At 38.9% G+C, this 19,991-nt stretch carries 15 protein-coding genes; 4 read left to right on the forward strand and 11 right to left on the reverse strand.

Annotated elements, in window-relative coordinates; all coding sequences use genetic code 11:
• From smc to H7R46_RS14625, 3 genes are all read right to left on the reverse strand, one after another.
• Window positions 1-3,450, reverse strand: a complete 3,450-nt coding sequence (smc, locus tag H7R46_RS14615; protein WP_005071007.1) for a chromosome segregation protein SMC — start codon at window positions 3,448-3,450, stop codon at window positions 1-3.
• A gap of 10 nt (window positions 3,451-3,460) precedes the next feature.
• A complete protein-coding gene (locus tag H7R46_RS14620) occupies window positions 3,461-4,156 on the reverse strand; it encodes a GntR family transcriptional regulator (protein WP_002120391.1) in 696 nt (231 codons plus the stop codon).
• Between the two features lie 256 nt (window positions 4,157-4,412).
• Window positions 4,413-5,216: a sulfite exporter TauE/SafE family protein gene (locus H7R46_RS14625; protein ID WP_005071011.1), complete on the reverse strand. Its 804-nt coding sequence runs from the start codon at window positions 5,214-5,216 to the stop codon at window positions 4,413-4,415.
• Between the two features lie 30 nt (window positions 5,217-5,246).
• Between H7R46_RS14625 and H7R46_RS14630 the strand changes: the two genes are divergently transcribed.
• Both H7R46_RS14630 and H7R46_RS14635 read left to right on the forward strand, forming a co-directional pair.
• Window positions 5,247-5,999 (forward strand): biotin--[acetyl-CoA-carboxylase] ligase, encoded by a 753-nt coding sequence (locus tag H7R46_RS14630; RefSeq protein WP_005071013.1) that lies wholly within the window; start codon window positions 5,247-5,249, stop codon window positions 5,997-5,999.
• A 15-nt stretch (window positions 6,000-6,014) separates the two neighbouring features.
• Window positions 6,015-6,749, forward strand: coding sequence for a pantothenate kinase (locus H7R46_RS14635; RefSeq protein WP_005071015.1), 735 nt, complete (start codon window positions 6,015-6,017; stop codon window positions 6,747-6,749).
• A 49-nt stretch (window positions 6,750-6,798) separates the two neighbouring features.
• Here the strand turns inward: H7R46_RS14635 and ffh are convergent, their stop codons facing one another.
• Entirely contained in the window at window positions 6,799-8,211 is a 1,413-nt protein-coding gene (gene ffh, locus H7R46_RS14640) for a signal recognition particle protein (RefSeq protein WP_002120334.1), read from the reverse strand.
• A 140-nt stretch (window positions 8,212-8,351) separates the two neighbouring features.
• On the opposite strand from ffh, the gene H7R46_RS14645 reads away from it, so the two are divergent.
• Together H7R46_RS14645 and H7R46_RS14650 are read left to right on the forward strand one after the other, a co-directional pair.
• Window positions 8,352-9,161 (forward strand): inner membrane protein YpjD, encoded by an 810-nt coding sequence (locus H7R46_RS14645; RefSeq protein ID WP_005071018.1) that lies wholly within the window; start codon window positions 8,352-8,354, stop codon window positions 9,159-9,161.
• 84 nt (window positions 9,162-9,245) lie between these two features.
• Window positions 9,246-10,190: a tRNA dihydrouridine synthase gene (locus H7R46_RS14650; protein ID WP_005071020.1), complete on the forward strand. Its 945-nt coding sequence runs from the start codon at window positions 9,246-9,248 to the stop codon at window positions 10,188-10,190.
• Between the two features lie 80 nt (window positions 10,191-10,270).
• Here the strand turns inward: H7R46_RS14650 and H7R46_RS14655 are convergent, their stop codons facing one another.
• From H7R46_RS14655 to H7R46_RS14685, 7 genes are all read right to left on the reverse strand, one after another.
• A complete protein-coding gene (locus tag H7R46_RS14655; RefSeq protein ID WP_005071022.1) occupies window positions 10,271-11,224 on the reverse strand; it encodes a DUF6160 family protein in 954 nt (317 codons plus the stop codon).
• Between the two features lie 161 nt (window positions 11,225-11,385).
• The gene (locus H7R46_RS14660) at window positions 11,386-13,797 is read right to left on the reverse strand and encodes a DUF6160 family protein (protein WP_005071024.1); all 2,412 of its coding nucleotides are present in this window, start codon (window positions 13,795-13,797) and stop codon (window positions 11,386-11,388) included.
• A 32-nt stretch (window positions 13,798-13,829) separates the two neighbouring features.
• Window positions 13,830-14,555, reverse strand: a complete 726-nt coding sequence (locus H7R46_RS14665) for a DUF6160 family protein (protein ID WP_005071027.1) — start codon at window positions 14,553-14,555, stop codon at window positions 13,830-13,832.
• 16 nt (window positions 14,556-14,571) lie between these two features.
• On the reverse strand, window positions 14,572-16,704 hold the full coding sequence (locus H7R46_RS14670; RefSeq protein ID WP_002120326.1) for a hypothetical protein: 2,133 nt from the start codon (window positions 16,702-16,704) through the stop codon (window positions 14,572-14,574).
• Between the two features lie 213 nt (window positions 16,705-16,917).
• Window positions 16,918-18,216, reverse strand: coding sequence for a hypothetical protein (locus H7R46_RS14675; RefSeq protein ID WP_005071030.1), 1,299 nt, complete (start codon window positions 18,214-18,216; stop codon window positions 16,918-16,920).
• A gap of 301 nt (window positions 18,217-18,517) precedes the next feature.
• Entirely contained in the window at window positions 18,518-19,087 is a 570-nt protein-coding gene (dcd, locus tag H7R46_RS14680; RefSeq protein ID WP_002120290.1) for a dCTP deaminase, read from the reverse strand.
• Between the two features lie 114 nt (window positions 19,088-19,201).
• A complete protein-coding gene (locus H7R46_RS14685) occupies window positions 19,202-19,795 on the reverse strand; it encodes a LysE family translocator (protein ID WP_005071033.1) in 594 nt (197 codons plus the stop codon).
• Window positions 19,796-19,991: the final 196 nt, after the last annotated feature.

Raw genomic sequence — 19,991 nt, forward strand, 5'->3', positions numbered from 1 at the left:
CTATGACTCCGAAACTAACCCGTATTCTTTTGCCTGTTCTAAATCGACAGTGACTAATTTTGATGTACCCGGTTCAGGCATGGTCACACCCAACAAATCAGTTGCCATGGTCATCGCCAGCTTATTATGTGTAATGTAAATGAATTGTACATGTTCAGAAAGTTCTTTTACCAAATTACAATATCTCTGAACATTCGCATCATCAAGTGGTGCGTCCACTTCATCTAGTACACAAAACGGTGCCGGATTTAATCTAAAAATCGCAAATACTAATGCTAACGCTGTTAAAGCCTTTTCTCCACCGGAAAGTAATGCTAGAGAACTATTTTTCTTACCCGGTGGCCTTGCCATCAGTTTAACACCAGATTGCCAGTCATCTTCAAGACTTAAACTCGCCTCACCACCATTAAAAACCTTTGGAAACAGGTTTTGCAACTCCTGATTGATCTGATCAAAAGTTGTCATAAACAGCTTACGGGTTTCTTGGTCAATGCTTTTCATCGCATCTTTTAATTGAGTTACCGTATTTTCCAAATCTTGAATCTGGTGACTCAGCTCATCAAAACGCTGAGAAACTTCTTCAAACTCTTGTGAAGCGGCAAGGTTAACTGCACCGATTTTTTCAAACTGTTTCTGTACTTTTTCCAGTTTTTGCTGGTGCTCGACTAAATCTATTTGTAAGCCTTTTTGAAACTCGGCATTTAGCTCTTTAAGCTGCTCTTGATAATGCTCACGATCTGACTTGGCTGCTTGCCATGCCAATCGTTTCGCTTCAAGTTGTTCTCTAAGCTGCTCATCTTTTTGTTGATATTGATGACGCTGATCGGTCAAAGTCTGCTGTTTTTCCTGCACACTATTGAGTTCAAGCTGCCATTCATTCCAGTTCTTTTGCAACTTTTCAGTTTGAGCAAATTGTTGCTGAAACTCTGACTCAAGATTTGGTAACTCCAATTGAATAGGGTCAACAAACTTTTTCGCTTGCTCCATTTGAACATTAATTTGCTGATATTGGCTTTGCAAGAATGAGATATCTTTTTCAAGCAACTCAATCTGTTGAGTTGTCTGCGTGCTATTACGGCGTAAAATTTCACGTTCTTGTTGCTGATGTTGCAGGGCTTGTTGTTGTTCCTCAAGCTGCTCTGTTAATTCTTCTACCCGAAATTGCAAAGTTTTATAGTCAGGTAAAATGGTTTCAAGCTTGATTGCTAATGCATGCAAATCAATTTCAAGATCGTCTTTTTGCATTGCATCTTCTTCAAGCTGCATGTCTAACTGACCAAGTTGATCTTTTAATTGCTGTTTTTGCAGTAAAAATGCTTGTACTGCGGTTTGTTGCTTGGCAATTTGCACATCAAGCTGTTGCAAGTCTTTTTGTTTTTGTTTAATGACTTGTTGTTTTTGCTGTAGATCAACTTGTAACTGCCCTAGCTCATCTTTTTGCTGAACTATAATTTGATCTAATACTTGTAATTCTGGTTGCTGCTTTTCAAGAACTTGTTCAATTTCATCTAGACGAATACGGTGGCTCAGCATACCTTGTGCACTTTGACTTTCGTCGTCATATATAAGGGCAATCGCCCAATCCTGCCCGACATGATAGCCATCTAAAGTCAAAACAGACTGGCCATGTTGCAACTGCTTTTGCTCATTTAAAGCTTGAGTCAAATCTTGTGCAATCGCTACATTTGAAAAGATTGATAGCTGTGGCGATGCAATCCACTCATTTAAACAAGCCAAGTTACCTTTAAATTTACTTGTTTGCTCTGAAGGTTTTAGCTGGCGAGCAACTCCTTCTTGAAAGACTTGTTCAGTCTCAAGAATATGAGCTTGCAACCATTTTGCTAAAAACTTCTCAACAATCTGCGCATGTGGTTTACCTTGCTCAGTTAACTCTAGAGCCTGCATTAAACGTAGCGTATCTTGGTTTTGCTTTGGATTTTGTTTAGCAACAAGCTGGCTTAAGTTTTTCTGCTCTGATAATAAAACTTGGATTTCTGTTTTCAGCGTTTGCTGCTGATTTTTACTTGATTGATGTTGCTGTTGAGATTGCTCTAAATGCAGTAATTGTTGCTCAATTTCAGTTTCAAGCATCGAAATTTCACTATGCAACTGTTGTTGCAGTTGCTCAAGCTCACTCTGCTCATCTTCATGAACATGCGATTGAATTTGATTTGCTTGATGCTGCAAAGTTTCTTTTTGCTGCTCAATGCGCTGAACATTTTTACCCAACTGTTCAATTTGAGCTGACATCTGCATTTTTTGCTGCTGTTGTTTTTCAACTTGAGCTTTTACTTGTTCAAACTGTTGTTGTGCTTGTTTTTGCTGAGATTGTAAATCAGCAAAGTTTTGTTCAGCCTCCGTCGCTGTATGCTCAACTCCAGTTAAAGCTTCTGTTTGTTCTTCTAGCTGATTATTCAGTGTTTCAAGTTGCAATTCAGAAAGCTGTAAACGTTCTTTAGTTTGGAATCTTTGCTGCTCTAACTGAACGAGAGTCGTACTATTTTGCTGGTATAGACTCTGTTTTTGTTCAAGAGTCATTTTCAGCTCAGATAGTTTCTTTTCAGCTTGTTGCCATTCTTGTTGTAGCGGTGAAGATTGCTGAATAAGTCGCTGAAACAAAGCACTGGTTGCTTCTAAATCATGTTCAATCGTGCTTAATTCTGAGCGAACCAATTTAAAGGTTTCACCCAATTCATTCATTTGAACGGTATATTCTTCTTGTAGGCGTACACTTTTCTCTGCCTGAAAAGATAAAATTTCAATTTTAAGCGTACGAATCTGGCTTTCTAAAGTTTTATATTGAACCGCTGCTTCCGACTGACGCTTAAGCGTTTTAAGCTGCGATTTTAACTCTAGTGCAATATCGTCTAAGCGTGAAAGGTTTTGCTCTGTATGTTCAAGATGCTGCAAAGTTTCACGGCGACGAGCCTGATAACGAGAAACACCCGCGGCTTCCTCAATGAACACACGCATTTCTTCAGGCTTGGCATCAACTAAGCGGTTAATCATGCCTTGCTCAATGACCGCATATGAACGTGGTCCTAAGCCTGTTCCCAAGAAAATATCGGTAATATCACGGCGGCGACAACGTGTACCATTCAAGAAATATTCTGACTTACCTTCACGAGTGACCTGACGGCGAACAGCTAACTCATTATAAGCATTATACGATCCACCTAACTTTCCATAAGTATTATCAAAGCGTAGCTCAACACTGGCCACACCAACGGGCTTACGTCTGGAAGTCCCCGTAAAAATAACATCTTGCATGCTACCACCACGGAGTTGACGAGCGTTTGATTCACCCATCACCCAGCGGATTGCATCGATTACATTGGATTTGCCACAACCATTTGGACCAACCACTGCTGTGCGGTTAGCCTTAAAATTTAAGGTTGTACTATCTGCAAAAGATTTAAAGCCGGAAAGTTTTAAACTGCTTAAACGCATAATGCCCTAACTAGCGGCGTGAGCGTCTTGCCCAAGCCAATTCAATCTGTTTCATTCGTGTCAGCGATTCCAACACAAGGTTACGTAAGTGTCGACAAAAATCTTCCATAAATAAAGCGGCTTGTTGTGATTTTCGGATTAAAATTGCATCAGTCACGAGTTTAAATAATGCAAATGCTTCTTGTAGTTCCCGCTTAGAGGTATTTAAGGTCAAAAAATAACTACGACGTAATGAGGGTAATAACTCTTTATAAAATTTCATTAGATAAGGATTCCCCACCATATCTTGCTGTTCAGCTAAATATTGGAAGACTCCATCATAAAATTTTTCGATATCACCTGCTTTGACATGCTCAAGAAGTTGCTCTAATAGCAACTGTAATTGATCTGCTTCATGCGCACGCCATGTTTCGCTCATGCGTTGTACAATATGCCCCAATAACATCATATTTGTATCAAACAACGCTTTAACTTGTTGTGCAGACATTTCTGAAACAATTGCTCCACGGCGTGGAAAAATCTCAATTAAATGAGTACGCTCTAATAATAACAATGCTTCACGAACTGATCCTCGGCTAACGTCAAGTTCTTTGGCAATACGTAGTTCTTGAATACGTTCGCCTTCTACTAGCTCGCCACTAATGATCTGTTCGCTAATATATTTGACAATTTGCTCAGAAAGACTTTCTGTGTCTTCGAGATTCATAAATCACCCGCTACTTTTTATATGCATTAATCCATGCTTTTCTTTCGCATCCTTGTTTTTAACTGATCCCATCGATTAAAAACTATGTCATTGTCTGACAATTTTATTGCATTTTAAGCCAACTCATTTAAAAACAACATCAAAATCAGATGAATAAAAGCTTGGAACGCTCTTATATTTTATAAATAAAAAAAGCTCGAATTTCTAAAAACTCAAGCTCTTACACCACGGTCTTATAAATTTAAGATTTTAGTCTCTAGTGCATAATACCTTTATAAATAAAATAACTGCCTACCACCACTAAGAGGCAAGCAAAGCATTTTTTTAACATCTGCGGCGACAACGCATGAGCAACCTTTGCTCCAAACTTCGCTGTGACAAAACTCATGACACTAATGCCAATAAAAGCATAGATATGCACATAACCAATCGTGTTAGGCACTGAGATTTGTTCTTTGGCACCAAACCACATAAAGCCAATCGCTCCAGCAACTGCAATTGGTAAACCACAAGCGGCCGAAGTCGCGACTGCTTTTTGCATAACCACGCCATGACGGTTTAAATATGGAACGGTTAAACTTCCTCCCCCAATTCCAAAAATTGCAGAGGCAATACCAATGCCTCCACCCGCCATGAATTGCATAGGGGTTGAAGGAAGCTGACGCGTTGGATCAACAACTACATGTGCTCCTTTAAACATCCGATAAGCCATCACAACCGCAAAAATACCAATAAGAAGTTGCAAATGCTGGCCAGACATCAGGTCGGCAATACCCGCCCCTAAAAATGAGCCCAACACCAGTCCAGGCGCTAAATTACGAAAAACAGGCCAAAGTACTGCACCCTTTTTATGATGAGCTGTAACAGAACTAAAAGACGTCACAATAATGGTTGCAAGTGATGTTCCGACTGCAATATGCATGATTACCGCGGGATCGTAGTGCAATTGGGTAAAAACGACATAGAGGATTGGTACAATAATTAGTCCACCACCAACTCCAAACAATCCGGCAGTAAAACCAGCAATTGCACCAATGAGTAAATATATGATTAACTCCATAAATGTTTTACCACTCTGCTCATATTCAACATGGATTTAGAGACTCGCCAACTACAACAACTTTTAAGCGCAAAAAACCAACTTCCAGAAGTGGTTTTATTAAAAGCAACCACAACTTCGACCAATGATGATATTCGTGAAATTGCCCAAAAAGGCATTACAACGGGCTTGGTTTGCAGTGCTCAACAAACTCAAGGGCGAGGTCAACATCAACGGCAATGGATTTCACCTGAAGGAAACATTTATTTAAGCACATTGGTGCAAACTCGAACACCCTTAGATGGTCGCTTAGCACTTGAAGTTGCTCTGAATATTTTGCAAATCCCCCAGTTACAAGCTCTGAATCTGCAAGTGAAATGGCCAAACGATTTATATAGTGCTCAGGGAAAATGGGGGGGAATTTTAGTCGAACCACTGTCTCAGCATCAGGCTATTGTAGGTGTAGGCATTAATTTAAAAACACCACCAGTGACTGATAGTGATCAGCCAATTACCTCTTTAGAGGATTTAGGTCTAGAGCAAATGGGACGTCTTGAGTTAATTTCAGAACTTTATATTGCGATTCAAAATGCTGCTCGCTGGTTTGATCATGGCTGCTACAATTTAGCGGGACGTTTTAACCATCATGCGGCATGGATTAATCAGCTAGTTCAGTTTGAACATAGTCAGGGACTGGTACATGGCCGTTTCGTTGGAATCTCCAATGAAGGTGCAGTAATTCTTGAAACTCCAGAACCACAGCAGTTTTATCAAGGTCGCCTAAGACCACAAACAACTCAGTAATCAGGTATTTCCCCCATGAAAAGTTTATGGCTTGATATCGGAAACACCCGTTTAAAATACTGGATTACTGAAAATCAGCAAATTATTGAACATGCAGCTGAGCTACATTTACAGTCTCCTGCCGATTTATTACTTGGGTTAATCCAACACTTTAAACATCAAGGTCTACATCGCATTGGAATTTCTTCGGTACTTGATACCGAGAATAATCAACGCATTCAGCAGATTTTAAAATGGCTTGAAATTCCAGTAGTTTTTGCAAAAGTTCACTCTGAATATGCAGGCTTACAGTGTGGTTATGAAGTTCCGAGTCAACTCGGAATTGACCGCTGGTTGCAAGTGTTAGCTGTAGCTCAAGCAGATGAAAACTATTGCATTATTGGTTGCGGAACAGCACTCACAATTGACCTGACGCAAGGCAAACAACATTTAGGAGGTTACATCCTGCCTAATCTGTATTTGCAGCGAGATGCTCTTATTCAAAATACCAAGGGTATTAAAATTCCAGACTCAGCTTTTGACAATCTAAATCCGGGCAATAACACTGTAGATGCAGTACATCACGGTATTTTATTAGGCCTGATTAGTACCATTGAAAATATTATGCAGCAATCTCCTAAAAAGCTGCTGCTAACTGGTGGCGATGCGACACTATTTGCCAAGTTCCTACAAAAATATGAGCCTGTGGTGGAAACCGATCTTTTACTCAAAGGACTACAGCAATATATTGCTCATTATCCTAAAGACTAAAATACACAACAAAATAAAAGGCGCTATATGCGCCTTTTATTTTATGGATTTATTTCTTTTGGTCGTTGTTACCAAACAGTGGTCCCATTCCGCCACCGCCACCGCCAAATTGCTTTTGCATATTGCCTAATGAACGCATCATTTTGCTCATACCAGATGGATTGGCAAACTTCTTCATCATTTTGGCCATTTGTGCTTGTTGCTTGATAAGTTTATTCACTTCAGCAACATCCATACCGCAACCTGCTGCAATACGTTTTTTACGACTTGGGTTCATTAAGTCCGGATTACGGCGCTCTTTAACAGTCATTGACTGGATAATAGCTTCCATCTTCTTAACTTGTTTTTCAGGGTTCGCTTGCTCAATTGCTTGCTGAATTCCTGCACCGCTCATGCCAGGCAACTTGTCTAAGAAGCCCATCATGCCGCCCATTTTTTTCATTTGTTCAAATTGCATCAGCATATCTTCAAAGTTGAAGCTACCGCCTTTTTGCAATTTTTTCGCCATTTTTTCGGCTTTTTCTTTGTCGATTTTACGTTCAACTTCTTCGACTAAAGAAAGTACGTCACCCATACCTAAAATACGTTGAGCAACACGGTCCGGATGGAATGGTTCTAAAGCGTCAAGCTTCTCACCCATACCCAAGAACTTGATTGGCTTACCAGTAATGGCACGCACAGAAAGCGCTGCACCACCGCGTGCATCACCATCAGTTTTAGTAAGAATCACACCTGTAAGTGCTAAAGCATCATTAAATGCTTTTGCTGTATTTGCAGCATCCTGACCTGTCATGGCATCAACCACAAACAAAGTTTCAGTCGGCTTAACTGCTGCATGCAATTCTTTAATTTCGTCCATCATGTCTGCATCGACATGTAAACGGCCTGCCGTATCGACAATCAATACATCAGCAAACTGGATTTTTGCCTGTTCAATTGCACGATTAACAATATCAATTGGCTTTTCAGAAGGATCTGAAGGAATAAAGCCTGCACCAACTTCATTTGAAACAGTTTCTAACTGTTTAATTGCTGCCGGACGGTAAACGTCGGCAGAAACAGTCATTACTTTTTTCTTTTGACGTTCTTTTAAGAAACGTGCCAGCTTGGCAGCAGTTGTGGTTTTACCTGCACCTTGTAAACCAGCAAGTAATACTACAACAGGAGGTTTCGCACTTAAATCAAGTGTTTCATTAGCCTCACCCATCATCTTGGTGAGCTCGTCATAAACAATTTTTACAAATGCCTGGCCTGGTGATAACTGAGTCATCACTTCTTGGCCCAATGCCTCTTCCTTAACTTTCGCGATAAATTCACGAGTTACAGGTAACGCGACATCGGCTTCAAGAAGTGCCATACGTACTTCACGTAAGGTATCTTTAATATTGTCTTCGGTCAGCTGCCCTGAGCCAGTAACATTTCTTAAACTCTGTGTGAGTCGTTCTGTTAAGGTATCAAACATTGCAAAATCCGCTTAAAATGGCTAGTTGCAAAAAAATCTTTCTCGAAATAGAAAATTTATGCATAGAATGCTATAGGATACTTTAGTTCGCAGCGAATTTATATCTTATATAGATGAATTAATCCTGAAAAAGGTTTGACATGATTAGCCTCCCCTTGGTTTATACAATTTTGGCACTCATCGCATATACCACTTCTTTCTGGTATCTGTTTATTCGTTTAATGTCAAAACGTGAACCAAACTCATGGTTATTTGCTTTTGTTACTATCTTGGCATTAGTACTGCACGGCACAGTTTTATGCGATGCCATGCTTACACCAGCAGGAATTAACTACGATGTATTTAACCTGATGTCTTTTACATCAGGGCTTATGTTATTGTTAAGCTTAATTTTTAGTACTTTTCGCCCTATTCTGCCGTTAAATTTGTTAGGCATTCCTGTCGCAGCTATTGGTCTTATTTTAGGGTTTGCCTTTAGTCGACCAGATCAATTTATTGAACAACATTCGTTAGGACTTGATACTCATATCATTCTTTCGCTTTCTGCCTATGCAGTTTTACTGATGGCAACCATACATGCGATCTTAATGTGGTTCCAAAACCGTGAACTCAAAAAGAAACAAAAAAAACGTTTCTGGGTCAACTTACTCCCGCCAATTCAGGCGATGGAATCTTTATTATTTGATCTGATCATTACTGGTTTTATTTTATTAACGATTGCGCTTACATTTGGTTTTTTAACCATTGATAACTTCTTTGCTCAGCATCTCGCTCATAAAACCGTATTTAGTATTATTTCTTGGTTTATCTATGGCTCATTACTGATCGGCCATTACAAACTTGGCTGGAGAGGCCAAAAAGCAATTCGTTTTACCTTAATGGGTTTTGTACTTTTAGCGATCGGATTTATCGGCAGTAAATTTGTGCTTGAGATGATCTTAGGGCGCTAAAAAAATTAAAATTTAATCGATACTAGACAGCGTTATGCATATCCCGTATAACGCTGTTTTCGTTTTACTCAGGTGACACAGACTGTGAAACTCATACTCGCTCCAATGGAAGGTTTAACTGACCCGATCATGCGGGATACACTCACATCTGTTGGTGATTTCGACTGGTGTGTGACCGAATTTATTCGCGTTACAGACAGTATTTTGCCAGACCACATCTATTATAGTTTTTGTCCTGAACTAAAAAATGATGGTAAAACAGCAGCAGGTACGCCTGTTCATGTTCAGTTCCTAGGTAATAACCCAGATATGCTGGCAGCAAATGCAGCAAAAGTTGTTGAATTGGGTGCACCTGCAATCGACCTTAATTTTGGTTGTCCTGCAAAAACTGTAAACCGACACAGAGGCGGCTCTGTTCTTCTTGATGAACCTGATGTTGTACATATGCTAATTAAAGCAGTGAGAGATGCAGTACCTGCACACATTCCTGTTTCAGCAAAAATGCGTTTAGGTTATCTCGATGAAAATCACACCATGGAAAATGCCCACGCTGTTGAAGATGCGGGTGCAAGCTGGTTAACTGTACACGCTCGAACTAAAGCAGATGGCTATACGCCACCAGCTTATTGGGAAAAAATTCTACCGATTAAAGAAGCTTTAAAAATTAATGTCATTGCGAATGGTGAAATCTGGACCAATGCTGATGCTAAAGCTTGCCAGCAACAGTCTGGTTGTGAAGACTTAATGATTGGCCGTGGTGCGGTAACGACTCCAGATTTAACCCAATGTATTCGTGAAAATATGAATGAGGCATTATTCAGTTGGGAACAACTCGTTGACTTACAAATTCGCTTTTTAAACGGTCAAGCAAAAACAGAAATTGGGATGGTTGGTCGTTATAAGCAGTGGTTAGGCATGATGACCAAAGCCTATCCTCAAGCGAAAGAATTATGGGACCAAGTGAAACGTATCAAAGCTTTAGATGAAATTGTTCAACAATTAGAACACACCAGATCATATACTATTTAACTCGGCATAGCCTTTAAAAAAAGAGGGCGATTATTTTCATAGTCGCCCTCTCGTATTTCAGGTTAAGCTATTATTCTTTTTTAAAAGCCGCTTACTTTCATTTTAAAGTCAGTTACAGAAACACCAGTGACACCAAAACTCCCCATAGAACCATTAGGTAAATTATTAAACGTTGTTGTATTTTGAGTACCCATATTCCCTAAAGTGACATTATTAAGTGAAGCATCAAATTTACTAGATGCGCCTGTATTCCCAAAAGTTAATCCAGTTGGATCAACTCCTGCATAAAAACCATCTAATACAAAACCAGTTGAGGTATTTGTTCCTGCAAACTTAAACCCAAATGTAGCACCTGTATTATCGGACACTAAAGTAATTGGACAACCCGTAGCAGCAGAACAAATAGATTGAATTGCCCCACCAAATTTAACCATAACGGACTGGGCAGCATGACCCAGTTGAATGTTTAAACGGGGTTTATTGGTTTGTACAAAGTTAATATCTAGATTTCCAGTAGAACGAATGATTTCTTTTACACCCGTATTTACTGTCGTTCCCGAACTAAAAATTGATTTTGGTGCATAACTTGTTAATGCATAATCGGATGGACTAGATAAAGATGTACTTGGGGCTAAATAAACTGAAAAAGGTAGAAGTCGAATTCCGTTTACATCATTTCCCATAGATATAGCTAAATTTAAAAAAGGATTTCCCCCCCCAGCATCGGTATCCATTGCAATATTAAAAGAAGGATTACCCGATACAGCAGCTTTAATAAACTCTATACCAGGAACTGGGTTAGTAGAGTTTCCAGCAATGACAAAACCAGCTTTACTGTTATAAGAAGTTGAAACAATACCATTAGTATCAATAAGTGCGACTTGATTAAATTTAACTTTATCGACCTGAATTCCTAAAGTTAAGCCATTTTGACCCGTCGCTGCTGCAAGGCTTTGATCATCCAAAGGTTGCATTGCAAAAACACTTGAACTACTGGCAAGTAGCAGCCAAAACCCTATATTTTTATTCTTCATGTCGCTCTAATCCTTAAGAGACAAACGCTTATTATTTGTTCAGACTATCAGAATAATATTCAAGTACAAAGCAATTATCTCTATAACCCGACGAATGCAAATCCAATCACACTAAAATAAAATTTATATAAAAAAGTGACGATAATCGTCACTTTTTTATATTAGTTAAAGGCCCCATTTCTAGGCACAATACTAAAGCTACTATTTAAACGTCCACCCGTAATTGCAAGCTCACCTAAACGTGCTCCCGCTCCTGTTGAAGGCGGATAGAAATTAATATCTTTAACACGTAACGCGCCGTCAATACTCTTATCAGGGTTGAAATAAACCGCTGTATTTACCCCAACTTTACCTAAACCACTTGTTGTATCTTTACCCACAACCAAAGCGGTATTAAACGCTAGCTTTCCTGTAATATTGTCAAAACCAATTGCAGAACCATCAATCGGATCACTAATTTGAACCGTATTTCCAGTTGCTGTCGCAGGCACTGTGAAATCGCCTAGTACAGTTAAAGCACTACCATCTGCAATTGAACTATTTGGCACAATTGATAAGTTAAGATCGCCACCTAAACGGAGTTTTAGACCAAATAACACATCATTATTTTTGGCAAAATTATCTATAGGTGAAGTACATGACCCCGTCGCTGGACAAGTTTTATATTTAGCCCCTGGTAAATAACCAGCTGCAATTTCTGTTGATAAAGCAAGTAGCATCTCTTTTAAACTAATATTAAGACTGCCATTTTCTAAACCAATACTTCCATTGCCTTTGAGGAACATATCGATATTACGTAAGCCCATGTAATAATCAGTAGGACTACCACCATTATTAGCATTTGGAGAACCATCAATTAATAAAATTGAGGTTGTTTTAGTTCCAGTCGCATCACGTCCCGTAGTTCCAGCAGCAATACCAAAACCTAAACGCGAAGTCGTTCCAGATGCAGCTACAGCATTTCGAATAGGCTTACCATTTGTATCTTTTGTATAGTAATAAGCGCTATTTGCCGGTGCATCTAAACCATATACAGCAGCGTTAGCATTTAAATTATAAAAAGGTAAGGCTAAGCCCCACTGGTTATTTGCACCATTGTCTGCAAACTGATTGGCAGCAGCAACATTTGCACTTGTCGTAAAACGACCGCGTCTTGAAAATGCTTGAAACTCTGCTCCACGCATCGCAAGAATTAAGCTAAACGGATTAGTGACCGTATCACGGTGAATATTATGCTGATAATCAGCAGCTGTTGTTAAAGTACCCGACCCTAAACGAATTGCATTTAAGGTCGCGTTGTTTGGCATTAATAATGTTTTTGTATCAGCAAGATTTAAATAAATATTTCCGCTGTCAAAATAACCACGCGTAGCGGAGTTAAGGCCGGTTAAATTACCAAATTCGAAACCATAAGCATTCAGACCTGCTCCACCAATTTCTAAAGTGGTTGCTTTGCCATCTGAGCCCAACATTGAGTCATTGTCTTTAGTGAATTCACCTTTCATACGAAAGGCAATCCCAGAATTACCTAAAATACTATTACTTGAGCCCGTACCCGTAGCGGTATTTGCAGTGCCTAAAGTGGTAGTGTCCGCCGTACCATCCATGCCACGGACTTGTAAATAACTATTTACCATACGTCCGCTAGCACCTAAACGAATCAAACCTTTCGCATTTTGGGGACTATTGGTTGCATCTAAAGCATAAGGGTTAGTTTTATCCACATTAGAACTTAACATGACCTCAATATTCAGGCCTGAATTAGTTACTTTTCCACTACTATCTACATATGTTCCTGCTGTTAGACCAGAAGCTGAATCTGCTACACGATTAAAATCAACATAGCCATAGGTACTATTTGGGGTTTGTCCTACACCAGCGACATTAGTTCCAGTATTTGTCTGTAAAACCACGCCACGAATTGGATCAATCAGCATGGCTCCTTTACCGACAAAGTTAAAGTTAAAATTTCTTAAAATTAACTGATTTAGCTGACTACGAGCATCTAATTGCCCTAAATAAATATTGGCATTATTAATACCAAGCGTCATGCTTGACTGACTATTTGCATTAAATAGACCATCTTGGGTTGTAAGTGCCAAATTTAGAGGGGAAGTCGTTTGAATAGCCAGCTGGCCCATTGTTGGTGAACAAGTAGCAGAGGTATTACATACTTTAAAACTATTTACAGTTATAAGTGATGGACTGCTTTGCATAGAAAAGTCGAGTCCAGTTTTACCCGTAGTTGGGTTACTCCCTACATCTAAACGGTAATTAGTGCTTAAAGTTTGGCTAGATGCATTACTTTTTTGGACTTTTACACCACTTGCTTGAGCTCTTAATACCTGATCAGCACTTGTTGGTGTGCCTGCATGGTCATCCCAGTAAGCATTATCAATATTAATTTCATTAAACGTCGTTTGAATCGAGATCCCATCTTGTCCATTGACGGCGCTCAAATCAGCATCTGTTAAAGCTTCTAAAGCATAAATTTGACCACTCACTAACAACATGCTGGTTGCTAATGTATTTAAAATAAACTTTGAGCTGTGATTTTCTTTATTTTTTTTCATCACTTCAGTTCCTTTGAAATCTACATTAACCCTTAACAACGAGGATGGCTGCCATCACAGCTAAAGACCATGACTTTTCCTTGAATAGCCAAATTCCCATTCATCATCAAGCCCATAAAACCAGTTTCACGTCCATGGTCATACGCCGATGGTGTTGCAGTAGCAACTTGCTGGTTTGCACTATTAGCAGTCGCCGCATAAGTTGGCTTTTTGAAATATGCATAATCATACATATTCGCACTCGAACCTTGCGCTGTTGTTGAGCTGCTAAAGTTATCTTGCTCAATTGATAAGGCATTAAAACCAAAGTTACGAATTAAAATTGGCTGTGCTGCACTAAAACTAAGCTGAATAGCAGGCTTAATCATTTCAGTATTGTTTTTATCCAAATACTTTAAATCAGCACCATCCAAACCCATTTTTTGGATATTTAAAGTACCTTGTACGCCTTTAAATACAAGCCAAAGTTTATTACCACTATCACTATTTTCGGCCCAACCACTTGGTTTGGTCGCATCTGCTTGTACAAAACGCTTATTAATTGCCAAGCCAATATGGCAAAACTCTACGTTCTCACAGACACCACCACTACCATTGTCAAATACACCGTTAGCTGTCTGGTTTAAATTGAGCATTAAAGATAAATCAGCACCCGCCTGACCATTAATCGCCTGTAATGCTTCATTATCTAAAGTTTGTAGCTCTGCATGAGTCACCGTTGCACAAAGAGCGAGGATTAAAGTACTTATTTTTTTCATAGCATTCTCCTCCTCCTTATAGACCTTTAGTTGTCAGTTTCAAGTGTTGGATTAAAACACCGTCGATTGAAGCGGATCCCAAGTTATTTAAAGGACTAATGTTAGACAAAGCTGGAGCTTGATTAGCTGTAGGAATAACGTATCCAGTTGTGCCATTACTACTACCAATTAAATCGTTGACGACAGCATTTCTTGAAGTCAACCATGGAATAGCAGAGTTAGTCCAATCACGATTCGAAGTAGCTCCATACATTGGCGTCGAACCCGATGTACTCGTACATCCTAAAGCACCAGAACAAGTTGTTGCATCAGCTGGTTTTGGCGTTGGATTTGTAATAACCCACGCACCAGTTCCTTTGCTATATTCCCATTGATATAAATATCCTAATGTTTTATAACCACAGTTAGAATTAAACAAACCACAACTATATTCTTGTTTCCATGTCTGGGTATTCTGTTGTCTTTGTTTAAAACGGACCTCTGTCATTGTGGCGGAAGTAGTACCAGATACTGAATTAGTCATTGATACCAAACTACCGGCAGAAGTCCCAGAAACTTGCGTACCTGTTGAAATTAAACGCCCAAAGGAAACGCCAATTGCACCTTCGCCGGTATTTGCTAACAAGGTTTTTCCATTATCAGGACTATATACGGTACCAATCGTAATACTACTATGCGTAGGGTTAACACATGAATAAACGTTACACGTAGAACCTTTGTAAGTCGTGTCAGCACCAGTGTAATCAGTATAAATCTGTTTATATATTTCTGGTTTATTTGCAATTCGAGCAATTTCAATACTAAAGTTTTTGCCGTCGGAACCTAAAATAAGCGGTTGATATAAATTACCTAATACTAAATTAATATTTGGATTGTAGAGATATAAGCCTTCACTATCAGCAAACTTCGGTGCTACAGCGCCTGCAGAGTCAAATGCAGGTGTATATAAATTGTTTGATGCATTTGGTGAGTCTGAAGTTTCACGGGTACTAAATCGCAATACCTTATTTGTATCATTAAAGGCAATTCGTGTTTTATTCGATGTTTTTGTATCTGTTCTAGTTCGATTTTCTACATAGTAACGGCATCCACGAGAGGTACTAAAACTCCCTGTGCCACTGTTACCACAGTCTCCAGTACTACTTGCACTTAAAGTTGAGTTTGCACCCGCATGTACTGTTTGCCATCCATTATTACTACTTGTAGCGTATGTCTGCGTTTGACTCGTAACATTTTCAGTCACAATACTGGTATTTTTGCTATCACCCGTATTTAAGCGAACTAGTCCAGACATTCCTAACGTATTATTATAAAAAGGACTCATTCCTCCAGCCGTAGTTGCACCACCTAATGTTTGGAACATACTAATCTGGCTACCATTTAAACTAAAGCCATTTAGAATGCCTTGCAAACGTAATCGGTTAGCACGAGTTGTATCAATACTGGTACCAATTAACCCGTTATTATTACCATATTGAAATTGGGCTAGAGAGCCATTTGTTGTAGCGACAACATTGGGATTACGTACAAATGCATCAGCCCATAGCCCTAATTTTAAATTATATGCATCAGCTCCCTCTGCCCCATCAATTAATGGTTGATATAGAGGAGCTTCTAAAGATAAATACGTTACTGGGTAAACACCGCTATCTGTTGTACTAAAATTAGGAACATTGGTCGCAGTTTTTACTTTAAATATCCATGGATTGGCTCCTGTGCCCCAACTTGAAATCGCTGCTGCAGCTGAGGTGTTAGCAATACGCGAATTTGCATCGCCATCTGACTTAGATAATGCTAATCCATAAAGAAATATGTCTGCTTTACCTACTGCGCGGTCTTCTGGTCCAACAGTGCCATTACCACTTGTATCAGCCGCACCAACACTCAAAGGCCCTACGGGTACATAGTTAATATAACCTGTATCTTTACTACGATCGGTAATAATTTGATTTACAGATTCATTTGGACCAGCGCCACGAAATACCATGAATGTATTTTGTGGTAATATTGCAATACCTTCGCCTGTAGTTTCACTTAAACCAGCATCAGAAAGTTCTTCAAGAGCAAAGCTTGACTGACTTAAAAAAAGTCCAATTAAACTTGCTAAAACGGTTTTTTGAAACCTTACCGTATAATTAAGTGTAGTCATCGTGACCTTCCTGTTTTATACGATGCCACGCACCATATTTCTTTTTCTTTAACAGTCCTTGATGTGAGATTATTTCCTTTTTCATCTCACAAGGGGCAAACTTTTAAAAATTGCCAACCTTTCCACATTTCCATTATGCTGAATATTTACTCAAATGCAAAATTAAATAAATAAAAACTCATTTTTCCGATAAACGAGAAATAAGAGATGCATTTAACAGAATTTTAAAGAACCATAACAGTTAGCTGAGAAGTTTTGTTTTTGAAGCACTACATTAGTTAAGGCCATAGAAGCTGGTGTTTTCCCTGTTAAATCAACAGTTCCAATAGGAAGATTACCTGCTAAACAGTTTAATGCTAATGCTCCACATTTAACAGGATGTGTTTCTAGATAAGAACTAACTTGTCCCAAGGCATCAGTAATTGTAGCTAATGCAATATCAACATTTCCCGTAGGAGTAATTTGTCCAATATCAATTGGGTTTGTAAGCTCTAGCCACCATCCTGTTTGTGCCGTTGAGGCTGCCTCTGGCCATAATATATTTACGCCCTGTACGGAGAGATAACCAGCAGAGCCATTCAGTTGAGCAGCATGGAAATAACCCAGACTTTGTTTAATTGCCACATTTACATCAAGATTATTTACTGTTCCAGTTACATCACCCGAAATCGGAACAGGAATACCCAGCACTGAAGCAGTTGCATCTAAAGTCCCCGTAACTGCAATCCCTCCAACCCTTGCTGTTGCATTCAAATTAGCTGTATTAATACGCTTACCCGTAATAATTTGTTGCCCCATAGACAATGTTCCACTACCTGCACCTAAATTTAGATTATAGGCCGTAGATGTAAATGGAAGTGTTGCTATGTTACCTATAAATTCTGCCCGTCCTGTAATTGCAGTTCCGGTTTCATCTTGGGTAATACCATAGTAAGGATTCGTAGTTACCGTACCTCCAGTTGGTTTAGTTACCATATATCCACTTAATGAATTAATACCACTAGCAGCATCACCATTTTCTAAACCAAAAGTAAGTAAACCCGAAAGTGACTTAGCACTTAACCGAAAACCTTGGATCTCACGTGTAGAAGCTGAATCTGGATTTTTAACAGCAAATTCTAAAAATGGATTGGTAATAATAGCGGAAGAAGAAGCACGCTCAGTACTAGTACTATCTACCGTGCCACCACTTAAACTCAAATAATCAATATCGATGTCACAGGCACCAGCGCCATTTACCCCACCACAACCTAACTGTAATTTTTTAATATTGGCATTAAGTTCTAATTGGGCATCTAATGCAAGTCGGTAAAACCCCATATTTCCATTTGAACTTGAGTTACTTGCAGAATCTGTAGGCGCAATATAAGACATACCCATTAAAGCTTGGCCACGAGTTGCTGATAGTTCAGCATCTGACATAGGGACTAGTGTAGAAGCAGCGTAAGCTGAAGAAAAACATAAGCTTCCGAGAGTTAAAAGTGCTACTCGAAGAGACGTAAACTGTCGCATGGCCGACCTCCGTATCCGTGGGGGCATAATCCTATTTAATTTCTTTTTATTTGGCCTATCTGCATTTGATAAATATTTAACTAAACATTATCAAAGAGAGCCTATATCAACCACATTTGCCTTTAAATTCTGTGATGCAGAACAAAAAACAAATCAATTATTGATCATATTATATCATTTTTTACAAAAGGAAACTGTCGTTTATCATAATTCCGATAAACGCTTCTCAAAAAAATTTTATTTATAAAATTGGGCCACCTAAGTGACCCATTATTTTTAAAATCTTTTCATCGAGGAAAGATTAAGTTTTAGGAAGCGTAACACCTGTTTGACCTTGGTATTTACCACCACGGTCTTTATAAGAGGTTTCACATACTTCATCACTTTCAAAGAATAGCATTTGTGCTACGCCTTCCCCAGCATAAATACGTGCAGGTAAATTTGTCGTATTTGAAAATTCTAACGTAACGTGACCTTCCCATTCAGGTTCTAATGGAGTCACATTTACAATAATACCGCAACGAGCGTAGGTCGATTTACCTAAGCACACTGTTAACACATTGCGAGGTATACGGAAATATTCAATTGTACGCGCTAGAGCAAATGAGTTTGGCGGAATAATACAAACGTCAGACTCAATATCGATAAAACTTTTGTCATCAAAATTCTTTGGATCGACAATTGCAGAATGTACGTTTGTAAAAACCTTGAATTCACGGGCACAGCGTACATCATAACCATAGCTAGAGACCCCGTAGGAAATCAACTTTTCACCATTTTTATCAAAACGGACTTGATTCTCTGCATAAGGTTCAATCATGCCGTGTTTTTCGCTCATCTCGCGAATCCAACGATCAGACTTAATGGCCATGTATTTTCTATCCAAAAGGTAAATTCATTGATTTCGACGTACTTTAACTTAAAAAACCAATTATGAAAACAACACAGAGCTACTCAAATAAATAAGAATAGCTCAGCAGTACGTTTAAAGGTTCAGTAAAGCAGAATAACTAATTGGAATTGAAAAGCTGACCAATACAAGTGAAGCGGTTTTTTGCAAGTTAGTTTGATTTAACCAACCCACTTTCTTAGAAGCTAAAACCGATCCCAAGAAAATCCAGAACAATGCAATTGGGGTAATAAGCGCTAAATAAGCCATCATATGAATTAAATAAATATGAAAATTACTCCATGCAGCTACCGGGAAAATTGCTGAGGCAAAGAGTAAGGCTTTTGGGTTTAATAAAGTGGCGCAGAATAACTCACGAGCACGAATCGTTGGCTGATTTAATTCAACTTCTTGATTTGCCGTATGCCATAACTTGATGGCTAAGAAAATAATATAGCAAGCGCTCAATAGCTTTAGAATAGGCGGCAGCATTGGTAGTGTGCTAGACACTTTTCCAATCAGCATTCCCCATGCAGAAATAGAGATTACATAACCCAAAACTTCTGCTGGAATAAGTTTTACTGACTTCCTTAAACCCACTTGTACTCCTGAAGAAGCGAGCAGAGTATTGGTTGGGCCTGGAGTAAGTAAAATTGTGGCTACTAAGCCAATAAAAAGCCATGAAATCATTGAATGACCTCACAATATAGTCATCTCAGATTAATAGATATCCTGTCACAAGGCAAAAGGTAATTGTAAGACAAAGTATTTCAAGTTATTTTCAAAATAAAAATAAAGTATATAAAAACAAATATTTATAAAATTACCACATAAAGTCGAGAAGAAAACTTTACGGTCAGTTGTTATACTTTTTAAATAGATTCTG

Source organism: Acinetobacter sp. BEC1-S18-ESBL-01, assembly GCF_014169935.1.
Lineage (GTDB): Bacteria > Pseudomonadota > Gammaproteobacteria > Pseudomonadales > Moraxellaceae > Acinetobacter > Acinetobacter pittii.

Coding starts and splice junctions, on each gene's coding strand:
- smc (WP_005071007.1), bottom strand. CDS start 3,450: ATGCGTTTAAGCAGTTTAAAACTTTCCGGCTTTAAATCTTTTGCAGAT.
- H7R46_RS14620 (WP_002120391.1), bottom strand. CDS start 4,156: ATGAATCTCGAAGACACAGAAAGTCTTTCTGAGCAAATTGTCAAATAT.
- H7R46_RS14625 (WP_005071011.1), bottom strand. CDS start 5,216: ATGGAGTTAATCATATATTTACTCATTGGTGCAATTGCTGGTTTTACT.
- H7R46_RS14630 (WP_005071013.1), top strand. CDS start 5,247: ATGGATTTAGAGACTCGCCAACTACAACAACTTTTAAGCGCAAAAAAC.
- H7R46_RS14635 (WP_005071015.1), top strand. CDS start 6,015: ATGAAAAGTTTATGGCTTGATATCGGAAACACCCGTTTAAAATACTGG.
- ffh (WP_002120334.1), bottom strand. CDS start 8,211: ATGTTTGATACCTTAACAGAACGACTCACACAGAGTTTAAGAAATGTT.
- H7R46_RS14645 (WP_005071018.1), top strand. CDS start 8,352: ATGATTAGCCTCCCCTTGGTTTATACAATTTTGGCACTCATCGCATAT.
- H7R46_RS14655 (WP_005071022.1), bottom strand. CDS start 11,224: ATGAAGAATAAAAATATAGGGTTTTGGCTGCTACTTGCCAGTAGTTCA.
- H7R46_RS14660 (WP_005071024.1), bottom strand. CDS start 13,797: ATGAAAAAAAATAAAGAAAATCACAGCTCAAAGTTTATTTTAAATACA.
- H7R46_RS14665 (WP_005071027.1), bottom strand. CDS start 14,555: ATGAAAAAAATAAGTACTTTAATCCTCGCTCTTTGTGCAACGGTGACT.
- H7R46_RS14670 (WP_002120326.1), bottom strand. CDS start 16,704: ATGACTACACTTAATTATACGGTAAGGTTTCAAAAAACCGTTTTAGCA.
- H7R46_RS14675 (WP_005071030.1), bottom strand. CDS start 18,216: ATGCGACAGTTTACGTCTCTTCGAGTAGCACTTTTAACTCTCGGAAGC.
- dcd (WP_002120290.1), bottom strand. CDS start 19,087: ATGGCCATTAAGTCTGATCGTTGGATTCGCGAGATGAGCGAAAAACAC.
- H7R46_RS14685 (WP_005071033.1), bottom strand. CDS start 19,795: ATGATTTCATGGCTTTTTATTGGCTTAGTAGCCACAATTTTACTTACT.